The organism is Helicobacter sp. MIT 14-3879 (assembly GCF_003364125.1).
On sequence record NZ_NXLP01000004.1, the window covers coordinates 20,077 to 37,873 of the forward strand.

The 17,797-nt window shown below is 29.2% G+C and carries 27 protein-coding genes; 25 read left to right on the forward strand and 2 right to left on the reverse strand.

The features are described from left to right. Positions 1–52: 52 nt before the first annotated feature. From CQA44_RS04020 to CQA44_RS04045, 6 genes are read left to right on the forward strand one after another with little or no spacing between them, the layout of a single operon-like run. The gene (locus CQA44_RS04020; protein ID WP_181881772.1) at positions 53–280 is read left to right on the forward strand and encodes a FeoA family protein; all 228 of its coding nucleotides are present in this window, start codon (positions 53–55) and stop codon (positions 278–280) included. A 15-nt stretch (positions 281–295) separates the two neighbouring features. Then, a complete protein-coding gene (gene nth, locus CQA44_RS04025; RefSeq protein WP_115546008.1) occupies positions 296–940 on the forward strand; it encodes an endonuclease III in 645 nt (214 codons plus the stop codon). Next, complete coding sequence (locus CQA44_RS04030; protein ID WP_115546009.1) at positions 937–1,329, forward strand: hypothetical protein; 393 nt, start codon at positions 937–939, stop codon at positions 1,327–1,329. Before nth ends, CQA44_RS04030 begins: the two co-directional genes overlap by 4 nt. A 1-nt stretch (position 1,330) precedes the next feature. Next, positions 1,331–1,687: a flagellar motor switch protein FliN gene (fliN, locus tag CQA44_RS04035; protein ID WP_115546010.1), complete on the forward strand. Its 357-nt coding sequence runs from the start codon at positions 1,331–1,333 to the stop codon at positions 1,685–1,687. Between the two features lie 2 nt (positions 1,688–1,689). Beyond that, positions 1,690–2,490: a hypothetical protein gene (locus tag CQA44_RS04040; protein WP_115546011.1), complete on the forward strand. Its 801-nt coding sequence runs from the start codon at positions 1,690–1,692 to the stop codon at positions 2,488–2,490. After that, complete coding sequence (locus tag CQA44_RS04045) at positions 2,477–3,304, forward strand: TonB family protein (RefSeq protein ID WP_181881773.1); 828 nt, start codon at positions 2,477–2,479, stop codon at positions 3,302–3,304. Before CQA44_RS04040 ends, CQA44_RS04045 begins: the two co-directional genes overlap by 14 nt. Before the next feature lie 124 nt (positions 3,305–3,428). On the opposite strand, the gene CQA44_RS04050 is transcribed toward CQA44_RS04045, so the two are convergent. Then, the gene (locus CQA44_RS04050) at positions 3,429–4,028 is read right to left on the reverse strand and encodes a UPF0323 family lipoprotein (RefSeq protein WP_115546013.1); all 600 of its coding nucleotides are present in this window, start codon (positions 4,026–4,028) and stop codon (positions 3,429–3,431) included. A gap of 30 nt (positions 4,029–4,058) precedes the next feature. Continuing rightward, on the reverse strand, positions 4,059–4,391 hold the full coding sequence (locus CQA44_RS04055) for a histidine triad nucleotide-binding protein (RefSeq protein WP_115546014.1): 333 nt from the start codon (positions 4,389–4,391) through the stop codon (positions 4,059–4,061). A gap of 289 nt (positions 4,392–4,680) precedes the next feature. Between CQA44_RS04055 and CQA44_RS04060 the strand changes: the two genes are divergently transcribed. The 19 genes from CQA44_RS04060 (at position 4,681) to rplX (ending at position 17,781) form a co-directional block, all read left to right on the forward strand. Next, positions 4,681–5,841, forward strand: coding sequence for a hydrogenase small subunit (locus CQA44_RS04060; protein ID WP_115546015.1), 1,161 nt, complete (start codon positions 4,681–4,683; stop codon positions 5,839–5,841). A 28-nt stretch (positions 5,842–5,869) separates the two neighbouring features. Beyond that, positions 5,870–7,597 (forward strand): nickel-dependent hydrogenase large subunit, encoded by a 1,728-nt coding sequence (locus CQA44_RS04065; protein WP_115546016.1) that lies wholly within the window; start codon positions 5,870–5,872, stop codon positions 7,595–7,597. Positions 7,598–7,608: 11 nt separating this feature from the next. Next, a complete protein-coding gene (gene cybH, locus CQA44_RS04070; RefSeq protein WP_115546017.1) occupies positions 7,609–8,286 on the forward strand; it encodes a Ni/Fe-hydrogenase, b-type cytochrome subunit in 678 nt (225 codons plus the stop codon). A gap of 20 nt (positions 8,287–8,306) precedes the next feature. Beyond that, the gene (locus CQA44_RS04075; RefSeq protein WP_115546018.1) at positions 8,307–8,846 is read left to right on the forward strand and encodes a HyaD/HybD family hydrogenase maturation endopeptidase; all 540 of its coding nucleotides are present in this window, start codon (positions 8,307–8,309) and stop codon (positions 8,844–8,846) included. A gap of 56 nt (positions 8,847–8,902) precedes the next feature. Continuing rightward, positions 8,903–10,420 (forward strand): hypothetical protein, encoded by a 1,518-nt coding sequence (locus tag CQA44_RS04080; protein ID WP_181881774.1) that lies wholly within the window; start codon positions 8,903–8,905, stop codon positions 10,418–10,420. Positions 10,421–10,473: 53 nt separating this feature from the next. After that, positions 10,474–12,096 (forward strand): EAL domain-containing protein, encoded by a 1,623-nt coding sequence (locus tag CQA44_RS04085; protein ID WP_258864899.1) that lies wholly within the window; start codon positions 10,474–10,476, stop codon positions 12,094–12,096. A 214-nt stretch (positions 12,097–12,310) separates the two neighbouring features. Continuing rightward, on the forward strand, positions 12,311–12,619 hold the full coding sequence (rpsJ, locus tag CQA44_RS04090) for a 30S ribosomal protein S10 (RefSeq protein ID WP_115546021.1): 309 nt from the start codon (positions 12,311–12,313) through the stop codon (positions 12,617–12,619). Between the two features lie 18 nt (positions 12,620–12,637). Next, positions 12,638–13,216 (forward strand): 50S ribosomal protein L3, encoded by a 579-nt coding sequence (gene rplC / locus CQA44_RS04095; RefSeq protein WP_115546022.1) that lies wholly within the window; start codon positions 12,638–12,640, stop codon positions 13,214–13,216. Further along, a complete protein-coding gene (rplD, locus tag CQA44_RS04100; protein WP_115546023.1) occupies positions 13,213–13,830 on the forward strand; it encodes a 50S ribosomal protein L4 in 618 nt (205 codons plus the stop codon). Before rplC ends, rplD begins: the two co-directional genes overlap by 4 nt. Beyond that, positions 13,830–14,111 carry a 50S ribosomal protein L23 gene (locus CQA44_RS04105; protein WP_115546024.1) on the forward strand — a complete coding sequence of 94 codons (282 nt, stop codon included), beginning with the start codon at positions 13,830–13,832 and terminating at the stop codon, positions 14,109–14,111. The genes rplD and CQA44_RS04105 overlap by 1 nt, the downstream gene beginning before the upstream one ends. A gap of 10 nt (positions 14,112–14,121) precedes the next feature. Then, complete coding sequence (rplB, locus tag CQA44_RS04110; protein WP_115546025.1) at positions 14,122–14,949, forward strand: 50S ribosomal protein L2; 828 nt, start codon at positions 14,122–14,124, stop codon at positions 14,947–14,949. A gap of 11 nt (positions 14,950–14,960) precedes the next feature. Beyond that, positions 14,961–15,242 (forward strand): 30S ribosomal protein S19, encoded by a 282-nt coding sequence (gene rpsS, locus CQA44_RS04115; protein ID WP_115546026.1) that lies wholly within the window; start codon positions 14,961–14,963, stop codon positions 15,240–15,242. A 9-nt stretch (positions 15,243–15,251) separates the two neighbouring features. Beyond that, positions 15,252–15,608, forward strand: a complete 357-nt coding sequence (rplV, locus tag CQA44_RS04120) for a 50S ribosomal protein L22 (protein ID WP_115546027.1) — start codon at positions 15,252–15,254, stop codon at positions 15,606–15,608. Further along, positions 15,608–16,303, forward strand: coding sequence for a 30S ribosomal protein S3 (gene rpsC, locus CQA44_RS04125; RefSeq protein WP_115546028.1), 696 nt, complete (start codon positions 15,608–15,610; stop codon positions 16,301–16,303). The genes rplV and rpsC overlap by 1 nt, the downstream gene beginning before the upstream one ends. Positions 16,304–16,305: 2 nt before the next feature. Continuing rightward, positions 16,306–16,731 (forward strand): 50S ribosomal protein L16, encoded by a 426-nt coding sequence (gene rplP / locus CQA44_RS04130; RefSeq protein ID WP_115546029.1) that lies wholly within the window; start codon positions 16,306–16,308, stop codon positions 16,729–16,731. Further along, complete coding sequence (gene rpmC, locus CQA44_RS04135; protein ID WP_408941378.1) at positions 16,718–16,939, forward strand: 50S ribosomal protein L29; 222 nt, start codon at positions 16,718–16,720, stop codon at positions 16,937–16,939. The genes rplP and rpmC overlap by 14 nt, the downstream gene beginning before the upstream one ends. Then, positions 16,926–17,189 (forward strand): 30S ribosomal protein S17, encoded by a 264-nt coding sequence (gene rpsQ / locus CQA44_RS04140; protein WP_115546030.1) that lies wholly within the window; start codon positions 16,926–16,928, stop codon positions 17,187–17,189. Before rpmC ends, rpsQ begins: the two co-directional genes overlap by 14 nt. Next, positions 17,189–17,557 carry a 50S ribosomal protein L14 gene (gene rplN / locus CQA44_RS04145; RefSeq protein WP_115546031.1) on the forward strand — a complete coding sequence of 123 codons (369 nt, stop codon included), beginning with the start codon at positions 17,189–17,191 and terminating at the stop codon, positions 17,555–17,557. The genes rpsQ and rplN overlap by 1 nt, the downstream gene beginning before the upstream one ends. Further along, positions 17,557–17,781 carry a 50S ribosomal protein L24 gene (rplX, locus tag CQA44_RS04150; RefSeq protein ID WP_181881775.1) on the forward strand — a complete coding sequence of 75 codons (225 nt, stop codon included), beginning with the start codon at positions 17,557–17,559 and terminating at the stop codon, positions 17,779–17,781. The genes rplN and rplX overlap by 1 nt, the downstream gene beginning before the upstream one ends. The last annotated feature ends 16 nt before the right edge of the window (positions 17,782–17,797 follow it).

Consider the following 17,797-nt stretch of genomic DNA (forward strand, 5'->3'; position numbering starts at 1 on the left):
AGCTTATAGCTGTATAATAACTATTCTTATTTTTATGTTTGAAGGAGTAAAAATGACTTTAGTTGATATGAAGCAAAATAAAAGTTATCAAATCTCAAAAATTATAACTAATGATGATGTTTTAAGAGAAAGGTTGGTTGCACTTGGAATCTGCGAAGGAACAAAGACTGCTTTATTAGAAAAATCTCTTGATAAAAGTACTATTGCCATACTCTCTAATAATACAAGGATAGCTCTAAGGGCGACTGAAGCTAAAGAAGTTTTTATAAAAGAAGTGTAATAGAAGTATGATATTATGAAAAGCTTACAAAAATGTAGATATAAACAAATTGAAAAGATTTTTGTTGAGCGATATAAAGATGCCAAAACAGAGTTGAATTATAAGAATCTGTATGAGCTTTTAATTTGTGTAATTTTATCAGCACAATGCACAGATAAAAGAGTAAATCTAATAACACCAGCTTTGTTTAAGTCATATCCTAATGTTTATTCCCTCTCTAAAGCATCGCTAAAAGATGTAAAAGAGTTAATTAAAAGTTGTTCTTTTTTTAACAATAAAGCAAAAAATATTATTGCTATGGCAAAGCAAGTAGTAGATAAATTTAATGGAGAAATACCACTAAATCAAGAAGAATTAAAATCGTTATCTGGAGTTGGTCAAAAAACTGCTAATGTTGTTTTGTTAGAGTATTGTGGCAAGAATCTAATGGCAGTCGATACACATGTATTTCGTGTATCTCACAGGCTTGGCTTAAGTAAGGCATCAAATCCAGAATCTACAGAGAAAGATTTAAATAGGATTTTTAAACAAAATCGTGCTATCTTGCATCAGGGATTTGTTTTGTTTGGTCGCTATATTTGTAAGGCTATAAAGCCAGAATGTAAAGAATGTTTTGTTTATGACTTTTGTAAATATGATAATAAAATGGAGTTGAAATGAAAACATTGCAAAATGCGTTAATTGAGGCTATACGAGAGTCTATGGGCATTATGTTAAAAAAGGATAATAAACTCTTAAAAAAAGCGTTTTCATCAAAGATTACTTTAGATAATAAAAATTTTATTATTGTTATAAATAAGCCATTACTTGAGAAATTTGCATTAGATTTTTTAGATATTGTAAATCCTAATGATGATATTTTAATTGATATTGCAAAAGAAATTGCAAATCTAATAATAGGTAAAGCAAAAGTTTTATATGAAAATAGTGGTAGTATTTTTAAATTGGGAATTCCAGAATTTATTGGTTATAAAGTTATTAAGAATTACAATAATGTGCTTAGCTATAAATATAAAAATATGCGATGCAGTATTTATGAGGTAGTTTAAAATGGCAGATAATGATGATATATTAGATGATAGATTAGTTCATAATCCAAAAGATATAGAACTTGCAAAATATTTGCAAGAAATGATGGATAGTTATTCTGGATTGCTTGATATGGATATTACATTTCGTTCTGAGCTTGGTAGCACAAAAATAACCATTGAAGAAATTTTGAAGTTTGAAAAAGGCACTGTGATAGATTTACAAAAACCTGCAGGAGAGAGTGTAGAGGTTTTTGTAAATGATAGAATAATAGGCAAAGGAGAAGTTATGGTATATGAAAAAAGTCTTGCAATTAGAATAAATGAAATTTTGGATTCTAATGCAATAATTTATTATCTAACCAAAGAAAAACTTTAAAATTGAAGTTTATAGTTTGCATTTTATTTCTACTTTCATCTGTATTTGGAGTAATATTAAAAGATGTTAATATAAAATCAAATCAAGATAATCTTGAAATATTATTATTTTTAGATTCTAAATTTAAAGATAAGGTTATAAGAAATGATACTAGCACTTTTAGTAGTATTGTTTTAAAAAACTTGATTTATAATAAAAATAGGATTAATTCAAAAACAAAATTTGTTAAAAATATTGAAATTTTTGGAAAAGGTGATGATGTTTATATTGTTTTTGATGAAAATAATTTTAACTTAGAATATGATCTAGAGGTATTAAATAGCAATGATGCTATAAAGATTTTACTAAAACCAAAAGAGAGTATATTATCTAGTATGTTATCAACTAAACCTCAATCTCTAGAGGATGCTATAAGTTCTATAAAAGAGCAAAATAATATTACAGCACCAAAGTTAGAATCTTGGCGTTATATATCAGTAATTATCATATTAATTATTCTTATTATTGCCTTAATTTTAGTAAAAAGAAAGACTCTTAGGAAGAATAGCAATTTTGAGTTTTCATATTTCAGAAAGCCTAGTATTTCTGTATCTCAAAGCATTAATTTAGATTTAAAAAATAAGATTATAGTGATAGATTCTAAGGATTCTAGTTATATATTATTTGTTGGGCAAAGCGGTTCGTTTATAATAGATAAAATTGAAAGATTTAAAGAACAAGATTTAGAGAAATTATTAGAAAATAAGAAAAATAAAATATCATATCTCCTTAAAGCTTATGAGGATAGATATGAATATAAATAAATCTAAAAATGTTTTTAAAATCACACTATCAATTTCTTTTTTAATACATATATCAATAGCTTTACTTTTATATTTTAATTTAGATAGTAAAAAAATAGTAGAATCCAAAAAAAACAAAGAGAAGATTTCGCTTTCATTTAAAAGAGGCGGTGATAGTAAAAAAGAAAACAGCAATGTAAAGGAAAATACCTCAATTCCACAGCATATTTTACAGCAAACCTTAAGTGCTAGTGCGATTATTAATGAGATAAAACCAAACACATCTTTAACTAGTAAAGATTTTTCCAAAGCAGATAAAATTATCAAAAATATAAATCAAAATAATACAATCGATTTTAATTCTTTACAGATTTATAGTAAAAATAATATTAATATAAATTCATTGCAAAACATCAAATCACAACAATATAAAAATGCATTTAATTATATTATGGCACAAAATATTCCTCAAGATCAAAAATATGAAATAATAGATTTATATGGAGATGAGCTAGGTGATTATGGAATGGCAGAGATTGATTTTTTGGTAAATAACTTAAGAGATATTGGGCGTATTACGCAATATCATATTAATCGCAGAGGTTATCCTAAAGAAGCTGCAATATTAAAGCAAAGTGGTAAAAATATACTTGAATTTTTTCTATACCCAAATGGTGATATTTCAGATTTAAAAATAGTTTCTAGTTCAAAATCACTTATACTTGATAAGGACATACAGACAAATGTTAAAGCTGCTTTTAGGGAATACCCACGTCCAACTACAAAAGTAAAGATTATAATAAATATGACTTATAGTCTATCAATGCCTTCATAAAATGCAATCTTAATTTCTGCAATTTGTTTTATTTAAAGGGTGGATTTTAGATTTGAAAATTTTCAAAAAAAAGCAGTATTATATTTTAACCTAAAATATTATTTTTAGTTTTTGTTTAATTTTTTTAACCTCCAATGGCATTATTTCTATTATCATTATTTCCACCACCAAAGAAACCACTCCTACCACTGCTTGTTGCTTTTGTTGCTGTGGTGTTTTTTGCTGTATTAAATGAATTTTTGCTTCTCTCATATGCTTGAGGGGATTTATAGCTTGTTCTTTGCTGTGTTTGATAGTTTTGGTTATTGAATAGTTTGTTTCCTATCCAGCTACCAATTATTGCACCAGCAGCTGATGCAAGTATTGCACCACCAAGTGATAGTCCGCTTCCACTAGGATTCGTTAGCTCTGAAGTACCATTATCAATCTTTGTTTCTTCTTCTTTTAATAATTTATCAATTTCTTCTTGACTTAGCATTCTTTCAGTTCCATTTTTTTCTTTAAGCAATACTCTTGTAGTTTCGCTTGGGTATTCTTCTAGTATTTTGTAGTTTCCATCTGCTTGCTCTTCAATCACAACAAAGGCACCATTTTTAATTGCTTGGCTTGCAGTTTGTTGATTATCTGTCTTATTTGCATTGTTGCAACCACTTAAAACTAACAATGTAGCAATACCGATGCCTCCCATAAACTTATGTTCATTGATTTTTTTTATATGTTTCACTTGTATTTCCTTAAGTATTAATTTTTAATTTTATTCTAGATTCTCCCACTTTAGTTTTGCACCGCCTAATATGTGAAAATGCAAATGAGGGACTTCTTGTCCTCCATCTTTACCGATATTTGATATTATTCTATATCCACTTTTATTAATCCCAACTTCTTTTGCTACTTCTTTAATAAAATCACTTATTTTTCCAAGTAAAGTAGCATTTGCTTCATTAAAGTCTTTCACATTTGTTTTTGGTATAGCTAGGATATGAATAGGAGCTTTTGGATTAATATCATAAAATGCTAGAAATTCATCATTCTCTAGGACTTTTTTACAAGGAATCTCTCCTTTTATTATCTTTTCAAATATTGTCATTGTATCTCCATTTTTACTTTAATTCTAGTCTCAAACTTTATTAATGATTTTGGATTATTATCAAATTAAGTTTAAAGTCAAATAAATAATCTATTTTTAAACATTAAAAGCATAAAATTATAACTTCAATCTTGTATTACTTTTTGTAATGTGATATATAGAATATTAAGATGATACAATATATTTATTTTAATATTTACATTACTTTTAAGTATTATTAATTTGAGTTTTTATGATACTTTAAAATTATTTTTATGATACTTTAAAATTAAAGACAAGGAGAGTTAAGATGGACAATCAAAATAATCAAGCTTATGAAAAAGCTTTGAATAGGTTAAATGAAATAGAAAGGTTACCAAATAAAATTGATAATAAAAATGATATCAAAGATATTTTGGAAAATAATGGAATCTCTAGGAGAGATTTTATGAAATGGGCAGCGGCAATGACTGCTACATTAGCACTTCCATCATCGTTTATTCCACTTACTGCTAGAGCGGCAGAATTAGCAGGTAGACTTCCTGTTGTTTGGCTTCATATGGCAGAATGCACGGGTTGTAGCGAAAGTCTATTAAGAAGTGATGCTCCAAGTATAGATTCTCTTATTTTTGACTATATTAGTTTAGAGTATCACGAAACTGTTATGGCAGCATCTGGTTGGCAAGCAGAGCAAAATGCACATAATGCGATGAAAAAATATAAGGGTGATTATATTTTAATGGTTGAGGGTGGAATACCATCTGGACAAAGTGAATTTTATCTAACTATAGGGGCTCACGGACAAACAGGAGCACAAAATGCAAGAGAAGCAGCAGAGGGAGCTAAGGTTATTTTTGCTATTGGAACTTGTTCTAGTTTTGGTGGTGTGCAAGCTGCAAATCCTAACCCAACAAATGCTATGCCACTTAGCAAGGTTACTAAAAAACCTGTTATTAATGTTCCAGGTTGTCCTCCTAGTGAAAAAAATATTGTAGGCAGTGTTTTACATTTTATTTTATTTGGAACCCGCCCTTCACTAGATGCATATAATCGTCCTACTTGGGCTTATGGACATAGAATCCATGATTTATGTGAAAGAAGAGGACATTTCGATGCTGGAGAGTTTGTTCAAAGTTTTGGCGATGAAGGTGCTGAAAATGGATATTGTCTATATAAAGTAGGTTGTAAGGGTCCATACACATTCAATAATTGTTCAAGACTTGGTTTTAATCAGCATACAAGTTGGCCTATAAGAGCTGGACACGGATGTATTGGTTGTAGTGAGCCTAATTTTTGGGATACTATGAGTCCATTTGAAGAACCTTTGGCTAATAAATTGTATGCTACTTCTTTTAATGGGATTGGTGCAGATAAAACTGCAGATACTGTTGGTGTTGTTTTGCTTAGTGCTACTGCTATTGGTATTGCTGCACATGCCGCAATTTCTGCTGTAACAAAAAATAAAGAATAAAATAATAAATACGAAGAGGGAGAATTTTATGACAAAAAGAATTGTAGTTGACCCTATTACAAGAATAGAAGGACATTTAAGAGTTGAAGTTGTAGTTGATGATAATAATATAATACAAGATGCTTTTTCCAGCTCTACACTTTGGAGGGGTTTAGAGAGAGTTGTGCAAAATAGAGACCCTAGAGATGCAGGATTTTTGATGCAACGAATCTGTGGAGTTTGTACATTTTCTCATTATAAAGCTGGAGTTACTGCTGTAGAGAATGCTTTAGGTATAGTTCCTCCAAAAAATGCAGAGCTTGTTAGATCGTTAATGAATATTTCTCTTGTTTTGCATGATCATACTGTTCATTTTTATACATTACATGGTCTTGATTGGTGTGATATACTTTCTGCACTAAAAGCATCTCCGGCAAAGGCTGCAAAAATAGCATTTAACTATTCTTCACTTCCCTTAAACACAGGAGAAGATGAACTAAAAGCGGTTCAAACTAAAGTTGCTGATTTTGCCAAAAAAGGTTCTTTAGGTCCATTTGATAATGCTTATTGGGGACATAAAACATACAGATTCTCTCCAGAACAGAATCTAATTGTTTTATCACATTATTTAAAGTTACTAGAAGTTCAAAGAGTGGCTGCACAAATGATGGCTATCTTCGGCTCTAAACAGCCGCATCCGCAAACTCTAACAGTAGGAGGTGTTACTTCTGTTATGGATATTCTAGATCCAAGCAGACTTGGTGAATGGCTTACTAAATATCAATATGTTCAAGATTTTGTTGATAGAGCTTATTATGCTGATATTTTAATGGCAGCAGAAGTTTATAAAAATGAACCTAGCGTTCTTAAGGGTTCTGGTGTTAAGAATTTCTTATGTTATCAAGAAATACCAGTTGGGAATGGAGAGTATTTATATAGCAGTGGAATTGTTAAAGACTATGATATTTCAAAATTACATGAGATTGATGAAAGCTTAATTGCTGAGGAAGTTACACATTCTTGGTATAAGGGTGATAAACCTCTTCATCCTTATCAAGGACAAACAGAACCAAATTATACAGGTTTTAAAGATGGAAAAAGTATTGGTCCTGATTTGAAAGAAGTTGATACAAAATTACTTGATACAGATGGTAAATATAGTTGGATTAAATCTCCTAGATATGATGGTGAGCCAGTGGAGGTTGGGCCACTAGCTGCTATTGTAGTTGGACTGGCAGCTAAAAATAAGAGAATTACAGCAATTGCACAACAATTTTTAAAGGATACTAATTTACCAATTAACGCTTTGTTTAGCACATTAGGTAGGACTGCTGCTAGAGCATTAGAATGTAAATTATCTGCTGACTATGGTATAGAAGTATTTAATTCTCTGATAGAAAATATTAAAAGTGGAGATAAAAAGACCTGTTCTCCTTATGTGATTGATAAGAATAAAACTTATGAAGGAAGATATATAGGCAATGTTCCTAGAGGAACTTTAAGTCACTGGGTTAGAATTGAAAAAGGTGTAATTGCAAATTATCAAGCCGTAGTGCCATCTACTTGGAATGCAGGACCAAGAGATTCTAAGGGACAAAAAGGACCATATGAAGCTAGCTTGATTGGTGTAAAGATAGAAAATTTATCACAACCATTAGAGATTATTAGAACTATACATTCTTTTGATCCTTGCATTGCTTGTTCCGTTCATATGATAAATACTAGCGGTAATAAAATAGGTGAATATAGAATTAATCCAGCTACATTGCGTATTTAAAGGAGAATTTTATGAAAACAGAAGAAAAAACTTTTAAAAGAAGTCCAACTTTTACACCTGTTGTTAGATTTTTCCATTGGGTTAGGGCATTTAGTATATTTTTTTTAATTTTTAGTGGATTTTATATAGCATATCCATTTTTTGCACCAGAACCGAATGGAGAACCTACAAATTTTCTTTATGCCTTATTTAGAAGTTGGCATATTATGGTTGGTTTCTTACTTATTTCTGTATCAATATTCAGGCTATATTTATTTTTAGTTTCAGGAAGAAATAAAAATGAGAGAATGTCTGCTAGTGATTTATTTAATAAAGATATTTGGATAGGTCAGATAAAAAATTATTTATTTTTAGGACCACATCCACATATTAAAGGTGTTTATAATCCTATACAATTTTGTTCTTATTTTTTATTGGCAATTCTTGTGTTAATTATTTCTCTTACAGGGATTGTTTTATATTATAATGTTTATCATAATGGGCTTGGTGCATTTTTGCAGTCAGCATTTAAGTGGTTTGAAGTTGCTTTAGGTGGGCTCGCAAATGTTAGAAAACTTCATCATATTACAACTTGGGCTATTATGATTTTCATACCTATACATGTATATATGGTCGTTTGGAATGCAATAAAACATCCAGATGGTGGTGCAGATTCTATAATTGGTGGATTTAGATATCAAGAAACTTAAGTAGCTAAAAGCTTAAATGTATGAAAGTTTTATTATTAGGTATTGGTAATATTTTATTTGGCGATGAGGGTATTGGTGTTCATCTATCAAATTTATTAAAACTAAATTATAAATTTAGCTCTACAAAGCATTCTCTTGATATTGTCGATGGGGGTACTTTAGCTCAAAGCTTAATACCTCTCATCACTTCTTATGATTATGTAATCTTACTTGATTGCATAAATGCAGATGATGGTAATATTGGGGATGTTTTTTGTTTTGATTTTAACAATGTTCCATTAAATATTAATTGGCAAGGAACTGCACACGAGGTAGAGATGCTTCAAACACTAAAGATGATAGAATTTCTAGGAGATTTACCAACTATAAAGATTATTGCGACAGTTCCTGAAATTTTAGATTCTGATACAACATTTCAATTATCAAATATTATTAAAGATTCTGCATTAATTATGCGTGATGCTGTTATTAAAAACCTAAAAGAAATTGGTTTTAGTATAGAACAGATTGATAATAGAGATTTACAAGAAGTGGCTAATTATTCATATAAGGGTTACTGAAAAGTATGATATTAAAGTTTATTTTTTTATATAAAAATTCAAATAAAGATTATTTTTTGAAAATTATGCAAAATACTGCTAGTAAATATGAATTAAAGCATTATGATATGGTTATTAATGATGAATTATTATTTTTTGTTAATGGCAGTGAAGAGAATCTAAATGACTTTGCACTTGCTTTACAAACTGAAGTTCCGCTCTCTCTCTATTTTATTTTAAAAAGTGTAGAAGTTGCTAAAGATATGTCTAAAGATTATTCTAATGATATTATAAAAAATACTTCTACATTTGATTTTAGTATAAATGAAATTAATGAAATTAAGGATTTAGAAAGTCCGAATTTTTGTGATATTTTTAATTATCCTAAATTTAAAGTTGATTTTGATATTTTTTATAAAGATAAAAAAATTGATACAAGAGATATTATGCAAAAAGTATTGTTTGATATTTGTAATATGTTGCAAAATAATGAAACTATTTCTTTACAAACTATAAAAGGTAGAATTTCTATTTCTCTAAATTCAGATAATTTTGATTACATTATGGCAAATGGAATGTCAAACATTGCTCTATATACTCGTGCAAGTAAAGATGAAATGGATGCTTTAGCAACCTTTGAGAAGCCTTGTGTCTCTTTATTAATAAAAGAGCTTTTCGTTAAAGATTTAGGTTTTAAGAGAGCTTTGTTTGTTCTACCTTATGATATTATTTTATATATTGTTGCAAACATTTTACTTAAAAAAGATATTCCATTTGTTTATATTAAAAATACTAGTAATTCAACCTTAACTTATGATGTGCCATTTAAAGATAATTTTTTTGAGATTATTGTTGGGAATAGGGGGTATTTTATACATAATAATTATATAGATTCTAAGGAGACTGAGGAAACTGTATGCAACTTATTAGATTCTAATTTTATTGCAGAGAATGCAATGTTTGTTAGTTATTTAAGCACTAATCATAAAACAATTTTTGGAAAACTATATAATAATCAAATAGATCCTGTTTTAAATATATCGTTTGATAAAAATCCAAAAAATATACTAAAAGAGCTTTTAAAACGTAAAAATGGAGATAAATTAATAAATAATTTTAAGAAATCTTTTTTTGATAGATTTGAAAGGATAGAAGCTTTAGATGATACTCCACAACAAAGTAATAATATTGTTGATATTTTAGATTCTGTTAGTTTTATTCTTGGCTTTGAATTAGACAAGAATAAGATTTTTGAATTAGCAGATTTGTATTTGCGTGATATTGGTCCAAAAATTGATTTTAAAAATATTAATATAAATGGTGAAATTTTTTATGACCATATATTAACTATTCGCTCTATAATGAGCTTTTCTATTGCAGGTGTTGAAATAGAGACTTTAGGTTATGGAGTCCTTGAGTCGTTAGTTGATTATTTAATCTTAATTTTTAGAGATGTTGATACAAATTATTCTATTAAAGATATAGGTATTATTGGCAATATGTTTGCAAATAAAATTATTTTTGACAAATTAACTAAAAAATTTCCATTAGATTTTAATTTAATTTTTCCTAATTATTTAGATTTTAAGAGTTAATATTTTGTTATAATTTAAGTTTTACAAAAGGAGAGGTTTTATCCGTGGCTGATATGATAACAAAATTTAAATTACTCTTAGTTGTTCCATTTATTTTTGTTTTGATAATCAATATCGTTTATGTATCTTTAGGTGCTTTTATTTTTATTTTTTTTAAAGATAAGCAAGTTTTTTATAGCTCTACATTTATATTAATTTATATTTTTATTTTATTAGCCCTAAATATTATTTTTTTTATCTCAATATTAATTATGTCTAATAAATTTATTAAAGATAATATTTTAAACCCTTTGAATGAGTTTTATATTGATATGCAAAATTTTTATGAGAAGAATAAAAATGGCTTTACTTCTTGGTCTCAAAGAATTATAAAGTCTTCAAGAGAAATTATGAATATATCTCAATATTTTCATAATAATATAGCAAATCAGATGTATTTGTTATATAACAATATCACATATGATAAGCTCACTGGGCTTCGCACAAGCATAATCCTTCGTCAAGATTTAGAGCAGTATCCAAATCATGTAATTGCCGTATTAAATTTAAGTAATTTTAAAGAGATTAATAGTTTTTATGGAGTTAAATTAGCAGATGATATTTTGCATTCTGTTGCAAATGTTTTGAAATCTTATTTTAAAGATGAAAATTATTTGTTATACAGAATCCACGGTGATGATTTTGCCATTCTCTGGATTAACTGCACTGATAAAAGCATCTTTTTACATAAGTTAGAAGGTTTTTTAGAATATCTTGGAAAAAAAGAAATTTTAATTGATAATTATACATACCTAAATATTGCTGCTACTATTGGTATTGCATTTTCTTATGATAGTGCGAAATATAGTATGGTAAATGCTATAATGGCTCTTCATCACGCAAAAGAATATAAGAATCCAATAGTTGTATATGATAGAAATCTACCCATTTTAAATATACTAAAAAACAATATTCAATATACTGAAATTATTTATCAGGCATTAAAAGATAAAAACATAATTCCATTTTATCAAAAGATTGACATAATACAAGATTATTTAGAAAATGATAAAGTAAAATATGAAGCATTGATGCGTATTAAAGATAGAGATGGACATATGATAGTTCCGGGACTTTTTTTAGAGGTAGCAAAGAGGTCTAGCTCTTATTCTAAACTATCAAGAATGATGATAGAAGCTTCCTTTTTAGATCTTTCAAAACGTGAGAATTGCATATTTTCTGTAAATCTTGCATTAGAGGATATGAACTCAGTTGATTTTTTAGTTTGGTTTATGGATAGGATTATATATTATAAATTAGAAGGTAGGGTTGTAGTAGAAATTACAGAACAAGAGAGTGTGGAAGATTTTGATAGTGTAAATAGTTTTATAACTAATATTAAAGAATTAGGTATTAAAATTGCGTTAGATGATTTTGGAAGTGGATATTCTAATTTTTCAGTGTTAATGAAACTGCAAATTGATTATTTAAAAATTGATGGCTCCCTTATAAAAAACATAGATAAAGATAGTAATGCAAGAATTATAGTGCAAACTATTGTTCAGTTTGCAAAGCTTTTAAATATTAAAACTATAGCAGAATTTGTGAGTTCTAAGGAAGTTTATGATGTTGTAAAATATATGGGTGTTGATTATGCACAGGGTTATTATATAGGTAAGCCAACACAAGAAATATAATTTTTAATTTAAATTATAATAATTTAAAAGTTATATTAAGTTTTTATAGTAAACTTCATATTCCTTTTATAAAGGAAATGAAATTTTAGTTACTTTCCTTTTTTACTATAATCTTATTGACTAAAGTTATTATTTTTTAATAGAATCTCATCTCAAAAATTAATATTAAATAATTTTTAGATTGTTTAATATTTTGCTTTAAGGATTAAAAAATATGGAAAAAATGCGACTGAAATTAAAGGCTTATGATCACAGAGTTCTAGATAGGTCAGTTTTATCTATTGTAGAAACTGCTAAAAGGACAGGTTCTGAAATTATAGGACCAGTTCCACTTCCAACTAGAAAACGAAAATACACTCTTTTACGCTCTCCTCACGTAAATAAAGATTCAAGAGAACAATTTGAGATGAGGATCCACAGCAGGATAATTGATATTATGTCAGCTACTCCAGATACTGTTGATAGTCTTATGGGGCTTGATTTAGCACCCGAAGTAGAAGTAGAAGTTACTTTTATAAACTAATTTTTTAAGGATAGGATAATGGAATTTTTAGTAGAAAAAATTGGTATGAGTAGGACTATAGGCAATAAAAGTGAAGCTGTAACCCTTCTTAAAATAATAGATACTAAAGTATGCGAATTATTAGACAGTAGTAGGGCTATTGTAGCTTACAAAAAGGGTAAATTTATAAATAAGCCTATTTTAGGTCAGCAAAAAAAATATAACATTACAAAGGAATTTAATAAGTTTTCCACTCTACTTGTTAATAATAAAGAAATTGGGAATCTTGATTTGAGCATTTTAGAAAGTGCTAAGAGAGTAAAAGTTTCTATGAAGACAAAAGGTAGAGGTTTTAGTGGTGTAATGAAGAGATGGAATTTTCAGGGTGGTCCGGCGGCACATGGCTCTAGATTTCATAGAGCACCAGGTTCAATAGGGAATAGAGAGTGGCCGGGTCGTGTTCAAAAGGGCAAAAAAATGAGTGGTCATTATGGCAATGAAATGGTTACTACTCAAAATGAGATTTTATCTTTTGATAAAGATAATTCTATATTGATATTAAAAGGTTCTGTGCCTGGTTATAATGGTATATTTGGACGAATAAAGGTTATAAAATGAGTAAAGCAATTATTTTAGATAACGATTTCAATAAAACTTCTAATATAGAACTTCCTAGTTCATACGCAGAAATAAAAGAGCATAATTTATATTTGTATATAAAGTATTATTTATTTTCTCTTAGAGCTAATACTGCTAAAGCTAAAAATAGAGGAGAAGTTAGTGGTGGCGGTAAGAAACCTTGGAGCCAAAAAGGTGGAGGTAGGGCTAGAGCTGGAAGTATAACGTCACCTGTATTTGTAGGTGGTGGTGTATCTCATGGACCACAAAGCAATAGAAATTATAAGCTTAAGATTAATAAAAAGCAAAAAATATTAGCATTAGAATATGCACTAAATCAAAAAGCTGATCTTGAGAAGTTATATATTGTAGATTCTATTAATATTGAGAGTGGTAAAACAAAAGATGCTTTTAAAATATTTAAGTCAATTAATGAGAGAAGCATCTTGTTTATCACTAAGGCAAATAGTGATAAAACCTTTCTTGCTTTTAGAAATATAAAAGATTGCTATTTAATTGATATTAATGAAATTAACGCTTATTTAGTTGCAGTGTTTAAGTCTGTTGTAATTGAAAAAGAAGCATTTGATGAACTTATTAAAGGTGGTAAATAATGGCAGATATAACGGATATAAAGTCAATTATGTATACAGAGAAATCTTTAAGTCAGCAAGAAGATGGGATTATAGTTGTTCAGACTTCATCTAAAGTAAGTAAAAATCAGCTTAGAGCTATTTTTAACGAATATTTTGGTTTTAATCCAATTAGAATTAACTCATTAAAACAACAAGGTAAAGTTAAGCGATTTAGAGGGGTTAAAGGCAGTAGAGCAGATTTTAAAAAGTTCTATGTAAAAGTGCCAGAAGGTGCTAAGATAGAATCCTTAAAAGTATAAGGGGAATAGTATGGCTATAAAAACTTATAAACCAATTACGCCAAGTAGGCGTTTTATGACAGGCTTAAGTTCAAAGGATATAACCGCTAAAGCCAGTGTAAAATCACTTCTTATAAAGTTAAAAGTAACATCTGGTAGAAATAATAATGGAAGAATAACTTCTCGCCATAAAGAAGGTGGAGCAAAAAAACTATATAGAATCATAGATTTTAAAAGAAATAAACTAAATATTGAAGGTATTGTAAAAGCTATTGAATATGATCCGTTTAGAAATTGTAGAATTGCATTAATTTTTTATCCTGATGGGGATAAAAGATATATTCTACAACCTAGCGGACTTAAAGTAGGAGATAAAATCTTGTCTGCAAATGATGGTATTGACGTTAAAGTTGGTTATTCTATGAAATTAAAAGGTATTCCTGTTGGAACTATTATACATAATATTGAAATTCATCCAGGAGCTGGAGGGCAGTTAGCTAGAAGTGCTGGTGCTAGTGCTCAATTAATGGGTAGAGAGGGTAAATATTCCATTATTAAAATGCCAAGTGGTGAAATGAGGTATATTTTAGAAGAATGTAGGGCTACAATAGGAAGCGTAGGTAATGAAGATTATATGAATATATCATTAGGTAAGGCTGGAAGAGCTAGATATATGGGTATTCGCCCCCAAACTAGAGGTTCTGCTATGAATCCAATAGATCACCCTCACGGTGGAGGTGAAGGTAAAACTGGTTCTAGTGGACATCCTGTTTCTCCTTGGGGTACTCCTGCTAAGGGTTATAAAACCAGACGTAAAAAATCTAGTGATAGACTTATTATTTCAAGAAAGAAAAAATAAAAGGATAGATAATGGGAAGGTCAATTAAAAAAGGTCCATTTACTGATGATTACTTGGTAAAAAAGGTATTAAAAGCAAAGGAAAATAAGGATAATAAACCTATCAAGACTTGGTCAAGAAGAAGCACTATTATACCTGAAATGATAGGCTTGACTTTTAATGTTCATAATGGTAGATCTTTTATCCCTGTGTATGTTACAGAAAGTCATGTTGGTTATAAATTAGGTGAATTTGCGCTTACTAGAACCTTTAAAGGACACAAAGGCACAGTACAAAAGAAAATAGGCAAATAAAGGAATAATATGAGTAAAGCATTGTTAAGATACACTAGACTTTCTCCCACTAAAGCAAGGTTAATTGCAAGGGAGATACAAGGGATGAATGCAGAGTTAGCATTAGCTACATTAGAATTTACTACAAATAAAGCTGCTAAAGCTATTTATAAGGTTTTAGCTTCTGCTATTGCAAATGGTAATTATGATGCACAAAGTGTTATAGTGAAGTCTTGTAGAGTAGATGCAGGTCCTGTGCTTCGCAGAATGACACCAAAAGCTAGAGGTAGAGGTGCACCTATAAGAAAACCTACTTCTCATATTACTGTGGAAGTTGCACAAGAAGAAAATGTAGTAAAAAAATCTAACAAAAGCAAGGATAAATAATGGGGCAAAAAGTAAATCCAATAGGTCTTAGATTAGGAATTAATAGGAATTGGGTATCAAGATGGTTTCCTTCTAATAGAGTTACAGTATTTAATATTGGAGAAGATTATAAGATTCGTAAATTTATTAAAAAAGAGCTCTATTATGCTGGCATTAGTGAAACTATTATAGAAAGAACTACTAAAAAGATAAAGGTAACAGTTATAGCAGCTCGTCCAGGATTAATTATTGGTAAAAAAGGTGCAGATATTGAGAAAATTAAAGATTCCTTAAGAAAATTAGTGAAAAAAGATATTGCAATTAATATTAAAGAAGTTAAAAAGCCTCAAGCTAATGCACAATTAGCAGCAGAAAATGTAGCTATGCAACTAGAAAGAAGAGTTGCATTTAGAAGAGCTATGAAAAAGGTTATGCAAGCTGCAATGAAGTCTGGTGCAAAAGGTATTAAAGTAAAAGTTTCAGGTAGATTAGCAGGTGCTGAAATGGCTAGAACAGAATGGTATATGGAAGGTAGAGTGCCTTTACATACATTAAGAGCAAAGATTGATTATGGATTTGCTGAAGCTGTTACTACATTTGGAATTATAGGTATTAAGGTTTGGATATTTAGAGGAGAAGTTCTTCAAAAAGGTATTCAAGTTGAAAAGAAAGATTCTGAAACTGAAATAAGAAATACTAAGAAGAGAGGTAGATAGCTATGTTAATGCCAAAACGAACTAAATATAGAAAGCAAATGAAAGGTCGTAATCGTGGAAAAGCATCAAGAGGCAACACACTTGCTTTTGGGGATATTGCTATTAAGGCAGTTGAAGCTGGTAGGATAGATTCTAGGCAAATTGAAGCTGCTAGGATTGCAATGACTAGGCATACAAAAAGAATGGGAAAAATTTGGATTAGAGTATTTCCTGATAAGCCAATTACCGCAAAACCATTAGAAACAAGAATGGGTAAAGGTAAAGGTGCAGTTGAAAAGTGGGTTATGAATATAAAACCTGGTAGAATTATATATGAAATGGTTGGTGTTGAAGAATCTCTTGCTAGAGAAGCATTAGCCCTAGGGCAGAGTAAGCTCCCATTTAAAACAAAAATTATAACAAGTGAGAGTGAAAATGAAATCTACTGATGTAATAAAGTTTAATGATATTAAAGATAAAGACATACTAGAGTTACAGGCCATTTTAAAAGAAAAGAAATTAAAACTTTTTGAGTTAAAATTACAGCTTAAAACAATGCAGCTTAAAAATTATTGTGAGATTTCTGTTATTAGAAAAGAAATAGCTAGAATAAATACTGCAATATCAGCTAAAAGGGTTAATTATGAACAAAAATAAGTCATTTAAACGCTTAATGCAAGGTAAGGTTATTAAGAAAAGCGGTGATAAGAGTTTTAGTATTTTAGTTGAACGAAAGGTTCTTCATCCAAAATATAGAAAGATAGTAAAAAGATTTAAAAAGTATATTATTCATGATGAAAGCAATTCTTGTAAGGTTGGTGATATTATAGAGGCAATCGAATGTAAGCCTATCTCAAAAATCAAGTCTTTTAAACTTAATAAGATTATAAGTATGGGAGTTGAGTGATGATACAAAGTTTTACTAGAATGAATGTTGCTGATAATAGTGGTGCTAAAGAACTTATGTGTATAAAGGTTTTAGGCGGTAGCCATAGAAGGTATGCTAGTATAGGAGATGTTGTTGTTGCTTCTGTAAAAAAAGCTATTCCAAATGGTAAAGTAAAAAAAGGTGATGTTGTTAAAGCAGTTATAGTTAGAACTAAAAAAGAAGTTCATAGAGATAATGGCTCTTCTGTTAGGTTTGATGATAATGCAGCTGTAATTTTAGATGCTAAAAAAGAGCCTATTGGCACTAGAATCTTTGGTCCAGTTGGAAGAGAAGTTAGATATGCGAACTTTATGAAGATTGTTTCACTTGCTCCGGAGGTTTTATGATGATTAAGTTTTCTATTAAGCGAGATGATTTGGTAAGAATCATAACAGGTGATGATAAGGGAAAAGAGGGTAAAGTATTGCAGGTTTTACCAAAAAAATCAAAAGTTATTATTGAAGGTTGCAATGTAGTTAAAAAGGCAATTAAACCCACTGACGATAATCCAAAAGGTGGATTTATTACTAAAGAAAAACCAATTCATATTTCTAATGTTAAAAAGATATAAAGGAAGGAAAGAGTAT

Excerpts from the sequence above, each read along its gene's own strand:
- rpsQ (WP_115546030.1), top strand. The coding sequence starts at position 16,926 with ATGAACAAAAATAAGTCATTTAAACGCTTAATGCAAGGTAAGGTTATT.
- rplC (WP_115546022.1), top strand. The coding sequence starts at position 12,638 with ATGGAATTTTTAGTAGAAAAAATTGGTATGAGTAGGACTATAGGCAAT.
- rpsJ (WP_115546021.1), top strand. The coding sequence starts at position 12,311 with ATGGAAAAAATGCGACTGAAATTAAAGGCTTATGATCACAGAGTTCTA.
- cybH (WP_115546017.1), top strand. The coding sequence starts at position 7,609 with ATGAAAACAGAAGAAAAAACTTTTAAAAGAAGTCCAACTTTTACACCT.
- CQA44_RS04055 (WP_115546014.1), bottom strand. The coding sequence starts at position 4,391 with ATGACAATATTTGAAAAGATAATAAAAGGAGAGATTCCTTGTAAAAAA.
- rpmC (WP_408941378.1), top strand. The coding sequence starts at position 16,718 with ATGAAATCTACTGATGTAATAAAGTTTAATGATATTAAAGATAAAGAC.
- CQA44_RS04060 (WP_115546015.1), top strand. The coding sequence starts at position 4,681 with ATGGACAATCAAAATAATCAAGCTTATGAAAAAGCTTTGAATAGGTTA.
- CQA44_RS04030 (WP_115546009.1), top strand. The coding sequence starts at position 937 with ATGAAAACATTGCAAAATGCGTTAATTGAGGCTATACGAGAGTCTATG.
- rplN (WP_115546031.1), top strand. The coding sequence starts at position 17,189 with ATGATACAAAGTTTTACTAGAATGAATGTTGCTGATAATAGTGGTGCT.
- CQA44_RS04105 (WP_115546024.1), top strand. The coding sequence starts at position 13,830 with ATGGCAGATATAACGGATATAAAGTCAATTATGTATACAGAGAAATCT.
- rplV (WP_115546027.1), top strand. The coding sequence starts at position 15,252 with ATGAGTAAAGCATTGTTAAGATACACTAGACTTTCTCCCACTAAAGCA.
- nth (WP_115546008.1), top strand. The coding sequence starts at position 296 with ATGAAAAGCTTACAAAAATGTAGATATAAACAAATTGAAAAGATTTTT.
- rplP (WP_115546029.1), top strand. The coding sequence starts at position 16,306 with ATGTTAATGCCAAAACGAACTAAATATAGAAAGCAAATGAAAGGTCGT.
- CQA44_RS04065 (WP_115546016.1), top strand. The coding sequence starts at position 5,870 with ATGACAAAAAGAATTGTAGTTGACCCTATTACAAGAATAGAAGGACAT.
- rplD (WP_115546023.1), top strand. The coding sequence starts at position 13,213 with ATGAGTAAAGCAATTATTTTAGATAACGATTTCAATAAAACTTCTAAT.
- CQA44_RS04075 (WP_115546018.1), top strand. The coding sequence starts at position 8,307 with ATGAAAGTTTTATTATTAGGTATTGGTAATATTTTATTTGGCGATGAG.
- rplX (WP_181881775.1), top strand. The coding sequence starts at position 17,557 with ATGATTAAGTTTTCTATTAAGCGAGATGATTTGGTAAGAATCATAACA.
- fliN (WP_115546010.1), top strand. The coding sequence starts at position 1,331 with ATGGCAGATAATGATGATATATTAGATGATAGATTAGTTCATAATCCA.
- rpsS (WP_115546026.1), top strand. The coding sequence starts at position 14,961 with ATGGGAAGGTCAATTAAAAAAGGTCCATTTACTGATGATTACTTGGTA.
- rpsC (WP_115546028.1), top strand. The coding sequence starts at position 15,608 with ATGGGGCAAAAAGTAAATCCAATAGGTCTTAGATTAGGAATTAATAGG.
- CQA44_RS04020 (WP_181881772.1), top strand. The coding sequence starts at position 53 with ATGACTTTAGTTGATATGAAGCAAAATAAAAGTTATCAAATCTCAAAA.
- CQA44_RS04085 (WP_258864899.1), top strand. The coding sequence starts at position 10,474 with ATGATAACAAAATTTAAATTACTCTTAGTTGTTCCATTTATTTTTGTT.
- rplB (WP_115546025.1), top strand. The coding sequence starts at position 14,122 with ATGGCTATAAAAACTTATAAACCAATTACGCCAAGTAGGCGTTTTATG.
- CQA44_RS04045 (WP_181881773.1), top strand. The coding sequence starts at position 2,477 with ATGAATATAAATAAATCTAAAAATGTTTTTAAAATCACACTATCAATT.